This is a genomic window from Fibrobacter sp. UWH6, from assembly GCF_900142465.1.
Taxonomy (GTDB): Bacteria; Fibrobacterota; Fibrobacteria; order Fibrobacterales; family Fibrobacteraceae; genus Fibrobacter.
Genome location: NZ_FRAX01000001.1, coordinates 142,234 through 159,118, shown reverse-complemented (window position 1 = coordinate 159,118; position 16,885 = coordinate 142,234). Strand labels below are relative to the sequence as shown.

Genomic DNA, 16,885 nt, shown 5'->3' with positions numbered 1-16,885 from the left:
GCCTTTAAAAGTTTGCTTTATTCTTTCAGCAGTTCATCAAAATAGACGATAGTCTTTTCAAGCCCCTGACGCAAGGGAATCGTCGGTTCCCAACCCAGGGCACTCTTGGCCAGGTCAATGTTAGGTCTGCGCATCTTGGGATCGTCACCCGGCAGCGGCTGGAAGACAATCTTGCTCTTGGAACCGGTCAAGTCCAGAACTTCCCTTGCAAGTTCCAGCATGGTAAATTCACCGGGATTGCCGATATTTACCGGTCCGATAATCTTGTCCTGGCTCATCATGCGGACAAAGCCTTCAATAAGGTCGTCTACATAGCAGAAGCTACGGGTCTGGGACCCATCACCATAAATGGTAATATCATCGCCCTTCAAGGCCTGCACAATAAAGTTGCTAACGACGCGACCATCATTAGGAAGCATGCGAGGGCCGTAAGTATTGAAAATTCGAACGATGCGGATATCCACATTGTTCTGACGGTGATAATCCATAAAGAGGGTTTCGGCAACACGCTTGCCTTCGTCGTAACAGCTACGGATACCGATGGGGTTCACGTTTCCCCAATAGTCTTCTGTTTGCGGATGCACAGCAGGGTCGCCATAAACTTCGCTGGTGCTGGCCTGAAGAATGCGGGCTTTCACACGCTTGGCTAGTCCCAGCATATTGATCGCACCCATGACGCTGGTCTTGATGGTCTTTACCGGATTATACTGGTAATGCACAGGGCTGGCAGGGCATGCCAAGTTAAAAATACGATCCACTTCAAGAAGAATCGGTTCCGTTACATCGTGACGGATCAGCTCGAAGCACCTGTTGTCGCGGAGGTGGGCCACATTAGCCATTCGGCCAGTGAAATAATTATCAAGACAAATAACCTCGTGACCATCATTCAGAAGACGTTCACAGAGATGGCTACCCAAAAATCCAGCACCACCGGTAACTAAACAACGCATACACGCTCCAATATTTAATCACCGATAATATAACTTTTTTTGAAGTTTTCAAAACTTACGAGTAGAACACTTCTAACTCACAATCTGGTTTTTGCCGTGTTTCTTTCCCCAGTAGAGTTTTTCGTCTGCCTGGCGGATGTAATTCTCATATTCCGAAATACTGTCACCGGTACACACGCCGATTGTCGCAGAAATCCTGATTTCCTGATTCCGGTAAATAACGGAACTTTCGCGAAGTCTCGTAATGAAATTTTCCAGGACTCCACGGGCACTGTCCACACTCATCATGGGCAGGTAAAGCACGAATTCCTCGCCACCCCAACGGACGGCAATGGCATTCTTGGGAAGCACATCGGCCAGCAGGTGGCTCACCCGTTCCAGAACCTTGTCGCCGGCCTCGTGACCGTAAGTATCGTTAATATGCTTAAAGTCGTCCACATCCACCATGGCCACAGAAAAGGCATTCTCGTTTTCTTCCTTGCTGCGTTTCATGATGCCTTCAAAAAAGCGGCGGTTATAAAGACCGGTCAGCACGTCATGATTACTTGAATAATCCAGTTTGGCCCTGGCCTCGTTCAGCTCTACCAAATAAAGGTTGGAAACATAGAAAAGGGTAAACAAGGTAATGATAAGATTCAGACAGGAAATGAATACTTTATGTTCAAGAACAATAGGTAAGTATTCCGGGAACATGGAATATTCGAACACCGTAATTTGGCTTACGCCAATGGCCGACACCGCACCAATGAACTGGTAAATATGTTTCTTCTTGTTCCTAAAGGGCAGCAGAAAGAACACCACAGCCACCATGCCGATAATAAAGTTCACATAGCTAAAGTGACCGCCGGCCACAACTTCACTCAAGAACGAGAATATGATTATTTCGAAATAGGCAAATACAATCTGCAGGTCGCTATTCTTCTTGAACAAGGTCAGGAACAAGACATACAGACAAGAACTACCAATATTCAGCACCACCAGCGGAGTTAAGCCAATGGAATAAAAATAGATTGCGTTGAATATATGGACAAACAGACACATGACCAAAAAGATCAACGTTCTGTTCTGCGATAACGTCTTAAGGAATTTTGCCAGCACGATTTTCACCTTCTTAACTTATGTAATAATATAATAAGTTTAATTTACGATAAGCACATTTCTGCTTTTTTCCCATAAAAAAAGCCCTATTCCTCAGGATAAGGCTTTCAAAAACAGATGTTCTGGCTATTCTTCTTCGGTATCCCGTTCCACTTCTGCAACGGAATTTCCCTTGACAGCCACCAGACGGATTCCTCGCAAAGTTAGGAAAGGGTCATACTTGTCAATAAGGGTTGTCCGGCGGGCAATGGTCTTGCCCCAACCGCCCGTCGCATAGACAGGCAGGTCTTCGCAGCCCACTTCCTTCTTGATCTTACCGATCAGCACTTCCAGCTGAGCCAGGAAGCCATAAAGAAGACCAGCTCGAATAGCATCATCCGTATTGTCAGCCACCACGTTTTCGGGCCATTCGATAGTTACCGGAAGCAAGCGGGCAGCCTTTTCGGTAAGGGCATCCAGGCTAGCGTTAATACCGGGGATAATCACGCCCCCGACAAAAGCGCCATCCTTCATGACATCAAAGGTGGTTGCAGTTCCCATATCCACCACCACACCGTTTTTCAGGCCTTCTTCACGGAGCGCAATCACATTGCAGAGGCGGTCGGCACCAGCCATGGAAGGATTCTGGTAATCAATTTTCAAACCGAGGCAGTTCTTGGAATTGACAACCTGAACGTGCTTTTTCAGCAGAGAATCCAGAGCCTTGATCCAGGGGCGCTCAAGAGCGGGCACCACCGTCGAAAGACCCACATGGGTAATCTCTTCCGGATTAATCTTAGAAAAGCGGAGAAGACCTCCGATACGGTTCATCACCTCGTCGGAAGTGGTTTCCTTACGGGTTGTCAGACGCCAGTAATCCACCACCTTGGTTCCCTTGAAAATGCCAAGAACCGTGTGGGTGTTTCCTACGTCAACAACTAATGTTACAGAATCTGCCATAGTCTCTTTTATCCGGGTATGAGGAGTGAGGTCACTCACTTCGTTCGTTTTGAGGTATGAGGTACGAAATCAATTCGATACCTCTAAGCAGCTCTGCTGCGACCTCACACCTAAAAGGGCGAAGCCCGACCTCAAAGCTTAAATTCTCATGGAAATGTCCAAAGCCTTCACGCTATGAGTAAGGGCACCCACGGAGATGAAGTCCAGGCCGAGGGTAGCGATTTCCTTGGCGCGTTCCAGGGTCATGTTGCCGGAACCTTCCACCAGGCACTTGTCGCCGCTTTCCTTGATGATCTTCAAGGCTTCAGCCATGGTTTCGTTGCTCATGTTGTCCAGCATAATCACGTCAACACCCTTATTGAGCAAGGCGCGCAGCTGGTCGAAATTTTCCACTTCCATTTCCACCATAAGGTTCTGGGTGTTATTCTTCTTGACAACTGCCAGAGCTTCCAACACGCCACCGGCGGCAGCAATGTGGTTGTCCTTCACCAGCACCATGTCAAAGAGACCCATACGGTGGTTGGATCCGCCGCCAACGCGAACTGCATACTTCTGCAAGGTACGGAAACCGGGAATAGTCTTACGGGTATCCAGGACCTTGGTCTTACCACCCTTCAATGCTTCCTGGAAAGTGTGAGCCACAGTGGCCACACCGGAAAGCTGCTGGATGAAGTTCAGCAAGGTACGTTCACCGGTCAAAAGTTCGTGAGTGGTACCATCAAGTTCGGCAATCAGATCGCCCTTCTTTACCACGTCACCATCCTTCTTGTGGAGGGTCACGGTAGCATTTGCCTTCATTTCCTGGAACACCAGTTCGATAATGGGAAGACCAGCCACAACGCCATCTTCCTTAGCGATCAAACGAGCATGCTGCTTCTGGTCGGCAGGAATGGTCCACATGCTGGTCACGTCACCAGTGCGAACGTCTTCAGCCAAAGCCAGACGGATCATAGTCAAAGCATCTTCTGTGGGAAACACCGGAGTAGAATTATCACCGTACATAATCAAGGTCCTTATATAAACGTTTTGGTATGAGGTATGGGGTCGCTCATTTCATTCGCTCTGAGGTATGAGGATACTTACAACCTCTAGGGCGTAGCCCGACCTCACCCCTCAAAGTGAGCGGAGCGAACGCCCTCAAACCTACTGAGCGCCTTTTCCTGTTAAAACAACATAAACAGTACGTACAAGAATCTGGAAATCCAGCAAGAGGCTCATATTCTCGTAGTAATACATATCGTACTGCAATTTAATCTTCACGTCTTCGGTGCTGGTATCGTAATGATGGCAGACCTGAGCCCAACCAGTCAACCCCGGCTTCATCTTCAGACGGCTGATGTAGAAGGGAATCTGTTCACGGAGCTTACCGATAAACACAGCTCGTTCGGGGCGGGGGCCCACCATACTCATATCACCTTTCAGCACGCACAGAATCTGGGGAAGTTCATCGATACGGGTCTTACGCAGGAATCGTCCAATGCGGGTAATTCGCGGATCGTTCTTGGTAGCCCACTGAGCGCCAAACTTTTCGGCATCGGTACGCATGGTACGGAACTTGTACACAAAGAAAGGCTTTCCATACAAACCGATTCGTTCCTGGGAATAGAAAACCGGGCCACGATCGTCCAGCTTGATAGCGATAGCCGCAAGCAGGCAAATGGGCAACGAACAAATTCCAAGGAAGGTACCGAAGCAAATGTCCACCATACGTTTGACGCGGACCTGCCAGGGCGGCATGGTAAAAGGCAGCAGTTCCTGGAGTTCAAAGCCATATACCAGATTTGCCTTGAACTGACCATGAATCACCTGATAAAGTTCCGGAACGAGGTAGATGTGTACAGCGCATTCGCAAACCCACACAAGCACTCGCATAATTTCCTGCGGAGAGGTACTATCATGGGCGATAATGATGCCAGAAACCTTCTTACTCTTAATCAACGCGGGCAAGTCAGAATACTTACCAAGAACGGGGACACCGGCAAATTCCTTGTCCATGACCTGATAACGTTCATCGACAAAACCAATAACACGCTGACCACGCTGAGGCGTCTTGGCGAGTTCTTCGGCAATCTTGCGACCAGCCTCGGTTGCACCAAGTACCAGAATGTTATTGGCACCATAACCGAGACGCAACAGACCGCGAAGGCACTGGTAGATGATCATTCTAAAACTGACCACCAGGCAAAGTGCAAAACCACCGTATATAAAAATCCAGGGGAAGCGAGATCCATACAGATAACCGCTGTTCAAGGGTTCGTTAGACATAACCTTGCCCAGGAATTCCGCACCGAACAGGCAAAGAATCACCAGGATAATTCCAAGGACCACCGCACGCAGCACCCGCAAAATCTGATGAGTCCTAGACTGCAGAAGCCAGGAACGATAAAGTCCCGCGCAAACAAACAGAAAGAGCCACCCCACATTAAGCACAATGCCCATGTGGTAGTAATCAGCAAAAGCTCGGCTAGGATCAAACTTGTCAGCAATCCACCCACTGTGGAACTGCACCCAGAAGGCCAAGCCAAAGCAAATGGACAACGCAACAAAGTCCGACAGGACAACAAGCATACGTTCCAATGTGGTCGCTCGAATCATACACAATCCAACGGAAGAAGTAAACAAGAGGAAAGGTTCCCATCAACCCGTGACGGGAACCATCCTAAAGCGTTTAAGCCAAGAAGCGGATAACCTGGCTCTTTTCCACGATTTCAGCGAGAGCGTCGATGGCATCCACTGCCTTCTGGGCCTTGCTGTCCTGGGTGCATTCGGTAATGACAACCACAGAAACCTTACCCGGATCCTTGACGTTCTTCTGGATGATGGTTTCGATGGAAATGTTATTATCGGCCAGGATCTTGGTGATCTTAGCCAGAACGCCGCAAGCATCACGGGAAGTGAAGCGCAGGTAGTAGCGGGCGCTGGTTTCGGAAATGGGAACCAGGGTCGCAGAATTTTCAACGTTGAACCAGCCCATGGGCAGAGCCTTGCGGGAACCGCAGTCGGTGGAGCGGGCCAGGGAAACCAGGTCGGCTACAACGGCGGAGGCAGTAGGCAGGCGGCCAGCACCGGCACCAGTCTGCAAAGTTTCACCCAGATTATCGCACTGCAGGTAGACAGCGTTCAGAACGCGGTTCACACTAGACAGCTGATGTTCCATGGGAACCAGGCACGGATGGACACGGGCGTCCACGCGATCGCCTTCACGGCGGTAGATACCCAGAAGCTTCACGCAGCAGCCAAGTTCCTTGGCGATGGCGATATCCTGGGCGGTAATCTTGGAAATACCGGTCACGTGAATCTTTTCAAAGTCTACGCGGTGGCCGCTGCAGAGAGAAGCCAGGAGAGCAGTCTTGTGAGCGGAGTCGATACCTTCAATATCAAAGGTAGGATCGGCTTCAGCAAAACCGAGACGCTGAGCATCCTTAAGAACCACATCGAAGTCCAGGCCTTCTTCAGCCATACGGGACAGGATATAGTTACAAGTACCGTTAATGATGCAGCTCAGGTTTTCGACGGTAGAGCCCAGCAGGCCTTCCTGGAGGCTACGGATAATAGGAATGCCACCACCGACAGCAGCTTCAAACAGAACATGCAAACCCTTCTTTGCAGCCAGCGGGAAAATTTCGTGACCGTACTTAGCCAGCAAAGCCTTGTTAGCGGTAACCACATGCTTGCCACTTTCCAGGGCAGCCAGGATCCACCTGCGGGGCATATTGTAGCCACCAGCCAGTTCCACCAACACGTCAATGTCGTTGGAAGCGATCATTTCGTCGGCATTGGTAGAGGTCTTGTAGCCCTTAGCCTTGAAGGGAGCCACTTCTTCGTCGGACTTGGCGCAAATGCAAGCCAGTTCCATTTCGACACCGAGCTTTTCCTTGTATTCGGCAATCTTCTGTTCCAAAATCTGAATAACACCGCCACCGACGGTACCTGTACCAATAAGACCAATACGCAACATAGAGCGTCTCCATTTTAAAATTATACAGCCCAAAATTAGAAAAGTTCCGCTTTTCTTCACGAAAGCAGGCCCTTCGAACGTCCTATTTTACCGGTATAACGTCCCTATTCTGCAGCAAACCTTTATGTTCATACAAATTAATAAAATGTTTTTTGGAGTTTTTTCCTTAAAACAGCCAATTACAAACCCTTACCCCTTTTGGCTACACCGAAGTAAATTCTTCTTTTTTTATATTTGCGTCCATGGATCAGCAATCTGTAAATCCGGCAATCGGTTCTATTCTCGACGAGCAGAAATTGAAGAACATCGTGTATCCAGCACGATTGTTCAGAGCCCGTCTCAACGAGGAATTCCTTCGTGCAAACCGAACCTGCAAGCCATTCCTTTACATCAAGATTTACGCTCATCAGTACGATTTTTTTGGCTGGGGCAGCCCCAACCAGACCGTAGAAAACACATGGCGAATCAGCATACTCACCATGTTCTCCCATTTGAGGTTCATTGATGTCCTCGGCTACCTCCCCGACGGAAACGGCCTTGGTATCATCCTGTTGAACTCCGACATGTCAACCCTGGAGTCCATCCGTAAGGAAATCCTCCATAAGCTGAACGACGCCGGCCTCATCCAGTCCCTGCGAATCAAGCCCAGAAAACCCATTTTCGAAGCCCACCTCTATATGGGTTCCCAGGAAAAGAACAACCTGGAAATGCAGGCCAAGCTTGACGAGTTCAACAGCACCAACGGAAGTTTCTTCTCGTTGCAGCGCCTGAACCTGGACCATATCTGGCAGCACCCCCACCGCATCCGTTTCCGCCACATTATCAAGCGCATCGTGGATGTGGTCTGCACCAGCGCAGCCATCGTTCTCTGTTCCCCCTTGCTTCTGTTCTGCGCCGCCGCAGTCAAGATCAGCGATCCCAAGGGTCCTGTCATCTTTAAGCAGGTCCGCGTAGGCAAGAACGGCAAACTGTTTACCATGTACAAGTTCCGCAGCATGTACGCCGACGCCGAAGAACGCAAGAAGGAACTGATGAAGCTGAACGAAACCGGCGGCAAGACCTTCAAGATGAAGAACGACCCGAGAATCTACCCCTTCGGCAGAGTTCTCCGCAAGTTCAGCCTCGACGAACTGCCTCAGTTCTTCAACATCATCAAGGGAGACATGAGTATCGTCGGTCCGCGACCGCCTATTCCCTCGGAAGTGGCTGAGTACGAACCGTGGCACCGTATGCGTCTGTCCGTCACACCGGGCCTTACCTGCATCTGGCAGGTCAGCGGCCGAAGCAACATTAGCTTCGAAGGTCAGATGCGCCTGGACAACGACTACATCCGCCGCGACGGCAAGCTGGGCGACGACATCAAGCTCATCCTCAAGACATTCAAGGTCGTGTTCAAGGGCGACGGAGCCTATTAAAAAGTAGGCCTAAATGATTGGCTCCTGGAGCCTATTAAAAAGTAGGCCTAAATAATTGGCTCCTGGAGCCTATTTAGGAAAAAACGGGCCCTATAAAAAAATTTGGGACCAAGAATTTCGAAAGGACGGTCCGTTTATAACGGGCCGTTTTTTACGTTCTTACTTTTAGTTTAACGTTTTTCCATTGCAAATACAAAAAAATTATTTTTGTCTTGGTGTATAGAAAGGAAACAACATGATCAGGAAATTAGTACCCGCAGCTTTGGCTTCCGCTGTAGTTGCATCTGCCGCAACGATTACCGTAGACCCTGCCGACACCAAGCAAAAAATTCTTGGATTCGGAGCCGGTAGCGTTTACTACCAGGACTGGGTTACCGCCATGGGTAATGCTACCCAGCAAGCATTTTACGATACAGCCTTTACCGGTCTAAATCTTTCCATCCTGCGTATCGGCAACTGGAAGCAGGACAGCGAAAAGAGCCTGGCCAACGACGCCGCGATCATCAAGGCCGCAAGACAGCGCCTCGGCAACAAGCTGAAAATCGAAATGTCTTCCTGGAGCGCCCCTCCGAGCCTCAAGCCCAGCAACAGCATCAATGGTAGCGCAGGCAACGGCGACAAGAAGAACAACACCCTCAAGACTTCATCCACCGACCCCTACGGTGCCTTCGTATACGCCGACTTCGCACACTGGTGGAAAACTTCCTACCAGGCCTACGAAGCCATGGGCATCGCACCGGATTACATCTCCCTGCAGAACGAACCGGACATGAACGCCGAGTACGAAGAAACGCTTTTCGAACCGTCCGAAAAGGATGGCATCGCCGGTTACGACAAAGCACTTCAGGCAGTGAGCGACTCCCTGAACAGCCTGGCTAACCCGCCCAAGATTATCGGCCCCGAACCGCTGGGCATCGGCTTCAACAATTTCCAGAACTACATGGCCAAGCTGGACGACAGTAAGCTGGGAGGCTACGCCTACCATCTGTACCACGCCGGCGACGGTAACGACAACTCCGGACAGAACTACCTGAACCCGGAAAATTTCCGCAAGCCCATGAGTTCCATCGCCTCCCGCTGGGGTAGCGATACCAAGCCCTTGATCATGACCGAATTCTGCACCATGGAAAATGACATCCGCGAAGCAGACATGGTCGGCCTCGCCCACATCATGCAAGTCGGTTTCACCAGCGGCAAGCTCAACGCCTACATCGCCTGGGAACTGTACTGGGGCGAAAAGGGTCAGTTCATCGGCGTTTGCGCCGCCAACTGGGGCAACTGCACCAAGGACGAAATCGTTATCGCACCGGAGTACCACGCCATGCGACACTACTCCAAGTTCGTAAATCCCAACGCACGCGTCATCACCAGTACTTCCGACCAGGATGAACTCAAGGTGGTAGCCTTCCGTAGTGTAGGTTGCGATTCCATCTCCGTCATCGCCATCAACACCGCCAACTCCCCCGTAAGCCTGAACGCTCCCAGCATCAATGGCTACAACGCCATCTACGCAGTTCAGTCTGTAGAGAGCGGAGCCAAGAGCAAGGAAATCACAACTAGCGTCAGCTACAATCTTCCGGCCCGTTCCATCACCACCTTGGTCTACACCATGAGTGCTGGCGCCAATATCGGCAACTGCGAAGACGCCCCCATTGAAGAAGGCGGCAATGGCGGCAGCAACATTCCCTCCAGCATTACCATCGTAGACTTCAGCAAGGAAACCTCCGCCGGTAAGTGGAGTGGCGAATTCGAAGGCACCCTGGTCACCACCCCGCTGGACGGCGTGTCCCAGTACGTCAAGCTTCCCTTGGCAGGTTGCAATCAGGATGACTGCGGTTACCAGCACGGCGTTTACGCCCTGAGCGACATGGCCCTCGTCTACGATCCTCTCCAGGTCTGCAGCGACCTCGTCATCACCATGCGCGGCGTGGATTCCACCAACTCCGTGAACATCGGCGGCGCAGGCGGATCCGAATGGACTAGCTACCAGTACGGCAACGACGCAAGCGGTTCCGAATGGAGCGAAGTCACCATTCCTCTAACAAACGAAAAAGATGAATCCGGCGCACCCTTCGGTTCCAACAGCCTCACCTTCAACAGCAACGGATCCGGCATTTACATTGCCAAGATCGAAGCCGTCGGCTGCGGCACCACATCCATCCATTCCAACTATAAGTACGCCTTCAACGACAACCACATGCAGGCCAAGCTCTTCGACCTGAACGGCAACCTCCTCTGGACAGGCACAAAGAACCAGGCACTGAACGACAACGGCACTCTCCGCCTCGACGTCCGCCAGGGAACATACATCCTGAAGACAAGCTCCAGTTCTATTAGGGCCGTCAAAAAATAAAGTCTAACAATAAAGAAACAGAAAAGGCCGTGGATTTCATCCACGGCCTTTTTCGCATAAAAATTTAAAGGATTAACCTTCTTCCAAAGCTTCCTTGTATTCGTCGACGGTAGCGATATATTCGTCGATCATATCTTCCTTGGAATCCAGGTAAGAAAGGATCTGTTCAAGATGTTCCTTCTGGAATACAGCCTTCAGCTGACGGGAAGCGTGACCGCGGTAACCCCATTCCTTGAGGATTTCGTCGGTAACGACAAAGGAATCGTTCATGGAGACAAAGCGCATGGGACCATAAACAGCCCAGTTGTGTTCCATCTGCATGCATTCCGGTTCCTGAAGTTCCGGATTAGCCATGTAGCGCTGGATGTGGCGGGTACGAACGTCCTTGATCTTATCGATGCGCATATAACCCATGATCAGGTACTTGTTGCGCATTTCGGAATCGCTGAGACCTTCGTAGCGGGTACCGAAAAGAATGTAGCGACTCTTGGCCTTGAGGATAGCATTCACTGCCTTCACATTGTAGCAGCTCACGAGGCCATAGGTGCTGGTTTCGTAGTTCGGTTCAGAAAGGAAGCCCTTGCCATTTTCGTTGAGCTGGTCGCGCACCGGCATTTCAGACTGGTGGCTAGTTTCTACATAAAGCAAGCTGCCTGCGGCGTTACCGCGGTAGTCCTGCCAACCATCGAGATTAATCTGTGTCTTCGGCATTTTTATACAATCCGTTAATTATACTCGAAATAGATTCGACTTGGTTAGACTTCGAGAACCCCGGACTACGGCCCGAGGTCCCCCCTTTAATTAAAACTCTCACGGGCGGACCATCCTAGATGGTTCGTCGTTTTTTGTATAAGATACTAATTTTGTAAGTTAAAAGGTCAGCGATTCAGCAGAAATGTCCTGCATTCCAAAGAAAAAGGCGCCTTTTTCAAAGAATTCGGCCGTATCTGTAGTCAAAAAACTGGTTTTACCGTTTTTCGCAAGTCGTTTTTCTATTTCCGGGTGACGTTTCAGATAGTCGACAGTCTTGTCCGCCACGATACTCCCCTGAAACACCAAGTTCACCCCCGGCGGAGTAGATTCGCGGATAGCCTTTTCCAGCAGCGGATAGTGGGTACAAGCTAAAAGGATGGTGTCGATTTCAGGATCCTCACGTAAAACGGCCTCCACTTCCTTTTTAACAAAGTAACGAGCACCATCGGATTCCCGTTCGCCATACTCAACCAAGGGCACCCACATGGGGCACGCATGCTGAGTCACCTTCAGCTCCGGATAAAAATGGTTGATCTCGATGGGATAGCTTCCCGAAGAAACCGTTCCTGCCGTCGCAAAAATCCCGATATGTCCCGTCTTACTGACACGTCCAATTTCTTCTGCAGTGGGACGGATAATCCCCAGCACCCTGCGATCAGGAAATTCAATAGGAAGCACCTGCTGCTGGATACTGCGAAGGGCTCGTGCAGAAGCTGTATTGCAAGCCAGGATCACCAGGGGGCATCCACGACTAAACAGTTCACGAACCGCCTGCAACGTATAGCGGTAAATGGTTTCAAAGCTACGGGAACCATAGGGAGCGCGGGCATTATCCCCCAGATACAGGTAGTCGTACTGCGGCAACACCTTTTGCAAATCCCGCAAAATAGTTAGACCGCCAAAACCGGAATCAAAAACACCAATCATAGCAGTCCCTACCTCAATGCACTTTCCATACGATCATGAACCATAGGACACAAATCCTGCTTCGGATCAATATCGGGATTGGATTCCTTCAACGCCTTCACGTCAATAGGATCAAGAATTTTCACCGTCACCTTGCACGGTCCGGCATTCTTTCGTTTCTCCCAGACAGCGGCAGAGCCCTTGATGACCAAGGGAAGAATGAAGCCGTCATTTTCGTGGGCAAAATAGAAAGTGCCACTCTTAAAAGGACCCAAAGCTCCGTCTTTACTGCGGGTTCCTTCAGGGAAGATAAACAAGCGGGGAGCAGCTCCTCGTTCCGCGATAACACGTCGTACGGCGGCTGCGGCACCACCCTTGGAACGGTTCACCAGGGCACAGCCAATCTGCTTCATCCAAAAATGAAGGAACGGCACCTTGCCCAGAGACTCCTTGGCCACAAAACCAAATGTCCGCTGAAGGGCAAGAAAAACCATAGGGATATCCGAAAATGAGCCATGGTTTCCAACCGCAAATACGGGGCGAGTCCAATCCACTTTGCCGAGCGCAGCCTGATTTTCAATATTCAATTCCACACGGAGCATCTTCAAACAGAAAGCAGAAAAGAACTGGATACGGCCATCGACCCAAGGAGTCATATCTCCGCCATGCCGCCACTTGGCATAGGGCACACGAATCATCTGCACACACAAGTAGCCAAGAACAATCAGGACGACATAAATTCTAAAAAAAACGAGAGGCATCATCAAACCTTTAGACTTACAGGAGCTTTCCTTCGGTAAAAAACTGGAACGTTTGAACTTACACAACTGCCCCTTCCAAAATCTACGTTTGCAATATAACAAAATCAGACAGGCCTCCGCACGAGTCACCCCCACATAGTACAGACGACGCTCCTCTTCCAACTGCCTTTTCCGCTGAGACCTAGATCCCGTACACGCCCCAGGAGTCAACCCCTCGGCAAGCCCCGCATAATAGACCACCGCGTACTGCAACCCCTTTGACGCATGCACAGTTTCCACATGCACCCCGTTTTCCAGGACGGCCCCTTCCTCACCATTTTCTGCAGGCCCTCCCGCAATGGGAATGTTATAATCCCGCAGGGCCTCTTCATAATAAAGCCGCTGGCGGTTATACCTTACAAGAATGGCAAAGTTTTTCCATTCCAAGTCATAGCCCATCCGAAGTTCCTTAATGGACTGAACAACCTTCTGCATTTCCTCCACCGGATTATCGGACACCCACACTTCAGGTTTCCGATTTTCCTTGAAGATGGGATTCCCCTTGGAGCCCGAAGGATTTCCAGCACGCAGGACCTTCCGCAAATGAATGGGCTTATTCGTAAAAATCTGATTCGCCAAATGAAGTACATTGGGAACAGACCGGTAATTCCATTCCAGGCGAATCAGCGTACTCTCCCTAAAATCGTCTCGGAAGCGGTTAATATTGCCGATATCAGCCCCGCGGAAACCATAAATAGCCTGGTCATCGTCCCCCACAACAAAAAGGGATTTCCGATTTCCAAGCAGACCCTTAACCATACGGTATTGAGTCGGATTGATATCTTGATATTCATCAACAAGAATTTCAGACCAAAGACTCTGAAAATAGTCCCGAACAAAGGGAAACTCTTCGATCAGGCGAATCGCCTCAAATATCAAATCTTCAAAAACCACACGACCAGTCTGATGGACTTCCTCCCGGAGGGGTGCCAACTTCTTTTGCAGTTTTGCCGACAACCCATAAGAAAAGAGATTTTCACGAAGGACTGTTCCACTTTTTATTTTAAGTTCCATAAGCCGATGGGCAAAGTTTCTCTCTGCAGATTCTGTCGGAGAGGGAATCTTCTTAAACCCCAGCAACTCGTACGCACACACTTCCCCCGAAGAACCATCCCCATTTGCAGGAACCTTACACTTCAACATATAAAGCGCAAGAGAATGAAACGTGCAAAGGCGCACCCCCGCATTAGGGAACAAGGCCTGTACACGCTCCCGCATTTCAGCAGCCGCCTTAGCCGTAAAAGTCAGCGCTAGAATTTTTTCGGGAGCCACACCGCAAAGTATGCGGTACTGGATGCGCTTGGTCAACACGGATGTCTTTCCCGACCCCGCACCAGCCAAAATCAAAAGCTGAGCCCCAGATTCGTGATTATGCAAAACAGCGGCCCTCTGGTCAGAATTCAAGCCAGAGAGAATTTTTTCAGCCGGACTTTCGGCAGATTTCATGTCCATACAAACCCGTATGGAATGGGATGATTTACATGTAAATCACCACCGGTATATAAAAAGACCGCATAACAGAACGTCTAACCGTTCTATAAACGGACAAGTTAAGACAGCCCTAGTCGGCCTTCTCGGCAGGATCCGCATTTTTCGCAGATCCACCAAGCAAGAAAACGAAAGCCCCAAACAAGCTGAGAATCAAACTTACGAAGTAAGCCAGGAGCTGGATTACCACCGATTCCAGGTTAGGGACACCGGCTTTCGCAAACAAAGATTGAGCCAGCAATTCACGAGGGCCAAATCCGCCAATGGAAATAGGCAAGGCGCTAATAATCGCCACCAGCGGGATGTAGTAGAAATACCAGGAAATCGAAAGATCTACACCGACTGCAATTCCGCAAAAGAAATGCACAAGGATTCGCAAAGCCTGCGTCACCGCCGACAAACTGCTAATAGAAGCCCAGAGTTTCACAGAACGGAAATGCTGAAAACGTTCAAACATACGGAGCATGCGAGCATTCACCTTCTCCGGGAAAACTTTCGCCATGATCTTACAAAGCAGTCGGCCGAGCCTACGACTAAAAAGGGAGGCGAACAAAGCGCAGAATCCAAGGCATATCCAGACTGAAGGCCACATAAAGGCACGCTGTTCCGCATCATGCATAAAGAACAGAAAACCGACAGCAAGTGCAAACAACGTAATAAAGAACAATCCAAACAGACGATCAAAGAACGTCGCCGTAAGTCCAGCCCCGACAGTATCCTGCCCGCCCTGCATGCGGATATCATAAACCTTCTTGGCGTCGCCACCAACATTACCGGGCATGAAGTTGTTAAAGAACAAGCCGACATAATACAACTTCAACAGACGTCCATAAGAAAGATGGACATTCTGACGCTCAAGCAAAAGTTTCCACTGCAAGCAAGCCGTAAAGTTGGACAAACCCAGACAAAGAAGCGCCAGCACAAACGGGAGCACGCTCTTGACAGTGAACAATTCGTACAAGTCCCCGACGTTCCAATCGGGCGCCAACACTATGTTCCTATACACAAAGTAAGCAGGAACCAGCGTCACCACCAGCTTCAGGCAGAACACCATAAAGGGCTTCATACGATTATTCTTCATCGTCACCCCCAACCTGATGTTGGATCACAAGATTCTGCATCAAGTTCAAAGTCATGTCAGCCGCAATATCCCAGCGGAATTCATCGGCATAAGCAGCGGCACCGGCCTCCAGGCGAGTCCTCAAGTCATCGTTACTATACAGGCGATCCATCTCAGAAGCGCAGGCATCCGTATCACCCGCCTGAAAGAGCAGGCCCGTCTCGCCATTACGCACACTGTCACGAAGACCAGGCACATCGCAGGCAATGGTCGTCGTACCAAGCTTCGCCGCTTCCACAACCGTAAGACCCCAGCCTTCCTTATAGCTAGTCTGCAGCAAGGCCGTGGCTCCGGCAAGCAGTTCACGTTTTCTTTTAGAACTGACAAAGCCAAGAAGGTCCACCTGACTTTCAAGATTATGCTGTTGCAACCAAGCAGGAAGTTTCTTCAACAACGGGCCATCACCCGCCACCACAAGTTTCACATCCGGATGATTCTTGGCAAACTTTTCAAAAGCCTCAAGAGCCGTCCAGATTCCCTTATAGCGATGAACGCGGGACAGCCACAAGAAATAAGGCACGCCCATACCCGCAGAGGCAACGCTGCCAACGGAAGAACTATCCTCAACGCGGCAATCATCGGAACCGTTATAAATTACAGAAATACGGGACTCATCCACGCCGATCTCGTTCAGTTCGCGCTTGGTACTGGGACTCACCACCACAAAGGGTTCCTTTCGGTAGAACCACGGAATGATGGTCTCAAAGAGCCACACGCCCAAGGCAACCGGGAAGGACGCCTCATGGAAAATGGAACCACGCCACAAGTGATGCATCTGCACCAGCACAGGCTTCTTCGTCAGATAAGGTGTAAACAGGGGAAGCTTGTTCAGGTCTTCCACCACCACATCAAAATCAAATTCCCGATCCAACTTCTTTAAGTTCAGCGCCGTATTCACCTGGAACAGCAAATCGCCACCCTTGCGGATTACGGTAATTCCGTCCACTTCTTCCCGGGACTTACATCCAGGGAACGCGGTCGTAAACAGGACCACCTTGTGGCCCATCTGGGCAATTAACGAAAAAATTCGGTGTAGGTGCTTTTCGGCGCCCCCGGCAGCGGGGTGCAGTCGATCGCGATAGTTAACGACAAGTATGTTCATCAG

General features: G+C 50.1%; 13 protein-coding genes. 2 read left to right on the top strand and 11 right to left on the bottom strand.

Annotated elements, in window-relative coordinates:
- Positions 1-17: 17 nt before the first annotated feature.
- The 6 genes from BUB73_RS00680 to BUB73_RS00655 form a co-directional block, all read right to left on the bottom strand.
- A complete protein-coding gene (locus BUB73_RS00680; protein WP_073155902.1) occupies positions 18-950 on the bottom strand; it encodes a UDP-glucuronic acid decarboxylase family protein in 933 nt (310 codons plus the stop codon).
- Between the two features lie 72 nt (positions 951-1,022).
- A complete protein-coding gene (locus BUB73_RS00675) occupies positions 1,023-2,048 on the bottom strand; it encodes a GGDEF domain-containing protein (RefSeq protein WP_175552180.1) in 1,026 nt (341 codons plus the stop codon).
- Between the two features lie 126 nt (positions 2,049-2,174).
- Positions 2,175-2,987, bottom strand: a complete 813-nt coding sequence (locus tag BUB73_RS00670) for a type III pantothenate kinase (RefSeq protein ID WP_073233670.1) — start codon at positions 2,985-2,987, stop codon at positions 2,175-2,177.
- A gap of 138 nt (positions 2,988-3,125) precedes the next feature.
- Entirely contained in the window at positions 3,126-3,989 is an 864-nt protein-coding gene (gene nadC, locus BUB73_RS00665) for a carboxylating nicotinate-nucleotide diphosphorylase (protein ID WP_073155893.1), read from the bottom strand.
- A 141-nt stretch (positions 3,990-4,130) separates the two neighbouring features.
- Positions 4,131-5,582 (bottom strand): sugar transferase, encoded by a 1,452-nt coding sequence (locus tag BUB73_RS00660; RefSeq protein WP_073155890.1) that lies wholly within the window; start codon positions 5,580-5,582, stop codon positions 4,131-4,133.
- A 73-nt stretch (positions 5,583-5,655) separates the two neighbouring features.
- A complete protein-coding gene (locus BUB73_RS00655; RefSeq protein WP_073282878.1) occupies positions 5,656-6,945 on the bottom strand; it encodes a homoserine dehydrogenase in 1,290 nt (429 codons plus the stop codon).
- Positions 6,946-7,187: 242 nt separating this feature from the next.
- Between BUB73_RS00655 and BUB73_RS00650 the strand changes: the two genes are divergently transcribed.
- Complete coding sequence (locus BUB73_RS00650) at positions 7,188-8,360, top strand: sugar transferase (protein WP_073282875.1); 1,173 nt, start codon at positions 7,188-7,190, stop codon at positions 8,358-8,360.
- 235 nt (positions 8,361-8,595) lie between these two features.
- Positions 8,596-10,713 carry a glycoside hydrolase gene (locus tag BUB73_RS00645; protein WP_073282872.1) on the top strand — a complete coding sequence of 706 codons (2,118 nt, stop codon included), beginning with the start codon at positions 8,596-8,598 and terminating at the stop codon, positions 10,711-10,713.
- A gap of 72 nt (positions 10,714-10,785) precedes the next feature.
- Here the strand turns inward: BUB73_RS00645 and BUB73_RS00640 are convergent, their stop codons facing one another.
- The 5 genes from BUB73_RS00640 to BUB73_RS00620 all read right to left on the bottom strand — a co-directional run bounded on the left by BUB73_RS00640 (position 10,786) and on the right by BUB73_RS00620 (position 16,882).
- Positions 10,786-11,424: a hypothetical protein gene (locus BUB73_RS00640; RefSeq protein WP_073155879.1), complete on the bottom strand. Its 639-nt coding sequence runs from the start codon at positions 11,422-11,424 to the stop codon at positions 10,786-10,788.
- A gap of 159 nt (positions 11,425-11,583) precedes the next feature.
- A complete protein-coding gene (gene murI, locus BUB73_RS00635; protein ID WP_073282869.1) occupies positions 11,584-12,393 on the bottom strand; it encodes a glutamate racemase in 810 nt (269 codons plus the stop codon).
- Between the two features lie 8 nt (positions 12,394-12,401).
- On the bottom strand, positions 12,402-14,624 hold the full coding sequence (locus BUB73_RS00630) for a UvrD-helicase domain-containing protein (protein ID WP_254794984.1): 2,223 nt from the start codon (positions 14,622-14,624) through the stop codon (positions 12,402-12,404).
- A 109-nt stretch (positions 14,625-14,733) separates the two neighbouring features.
- A complete protein-coding gene (locus BUB73_RS00625) occupies positions 14,734-15,741 on the bottom strand; it encodes a lysylphosphatidylglycerol synthase transmembrane domain-containing protein (RefSeq protein WP_073282867.1) in 1,008 nt (335 codons plus the stop codon).
- A complete protein-coding gene (locus BUB73_RS00620) occupies positions 15,731-16,882 on the bottom strand; it encodes a glycosyltransferase family 4 protein (protein ID WP_073155871.1) in 1,152 nt (383 codons plus the stop codon). Before BUB73_RS00620 ends, BUB73_RS00625 begins: the two co-directional genes overlap by 11 nt.
- Positions 16,883-16,885: the final 3 nt, after the last annotated feature.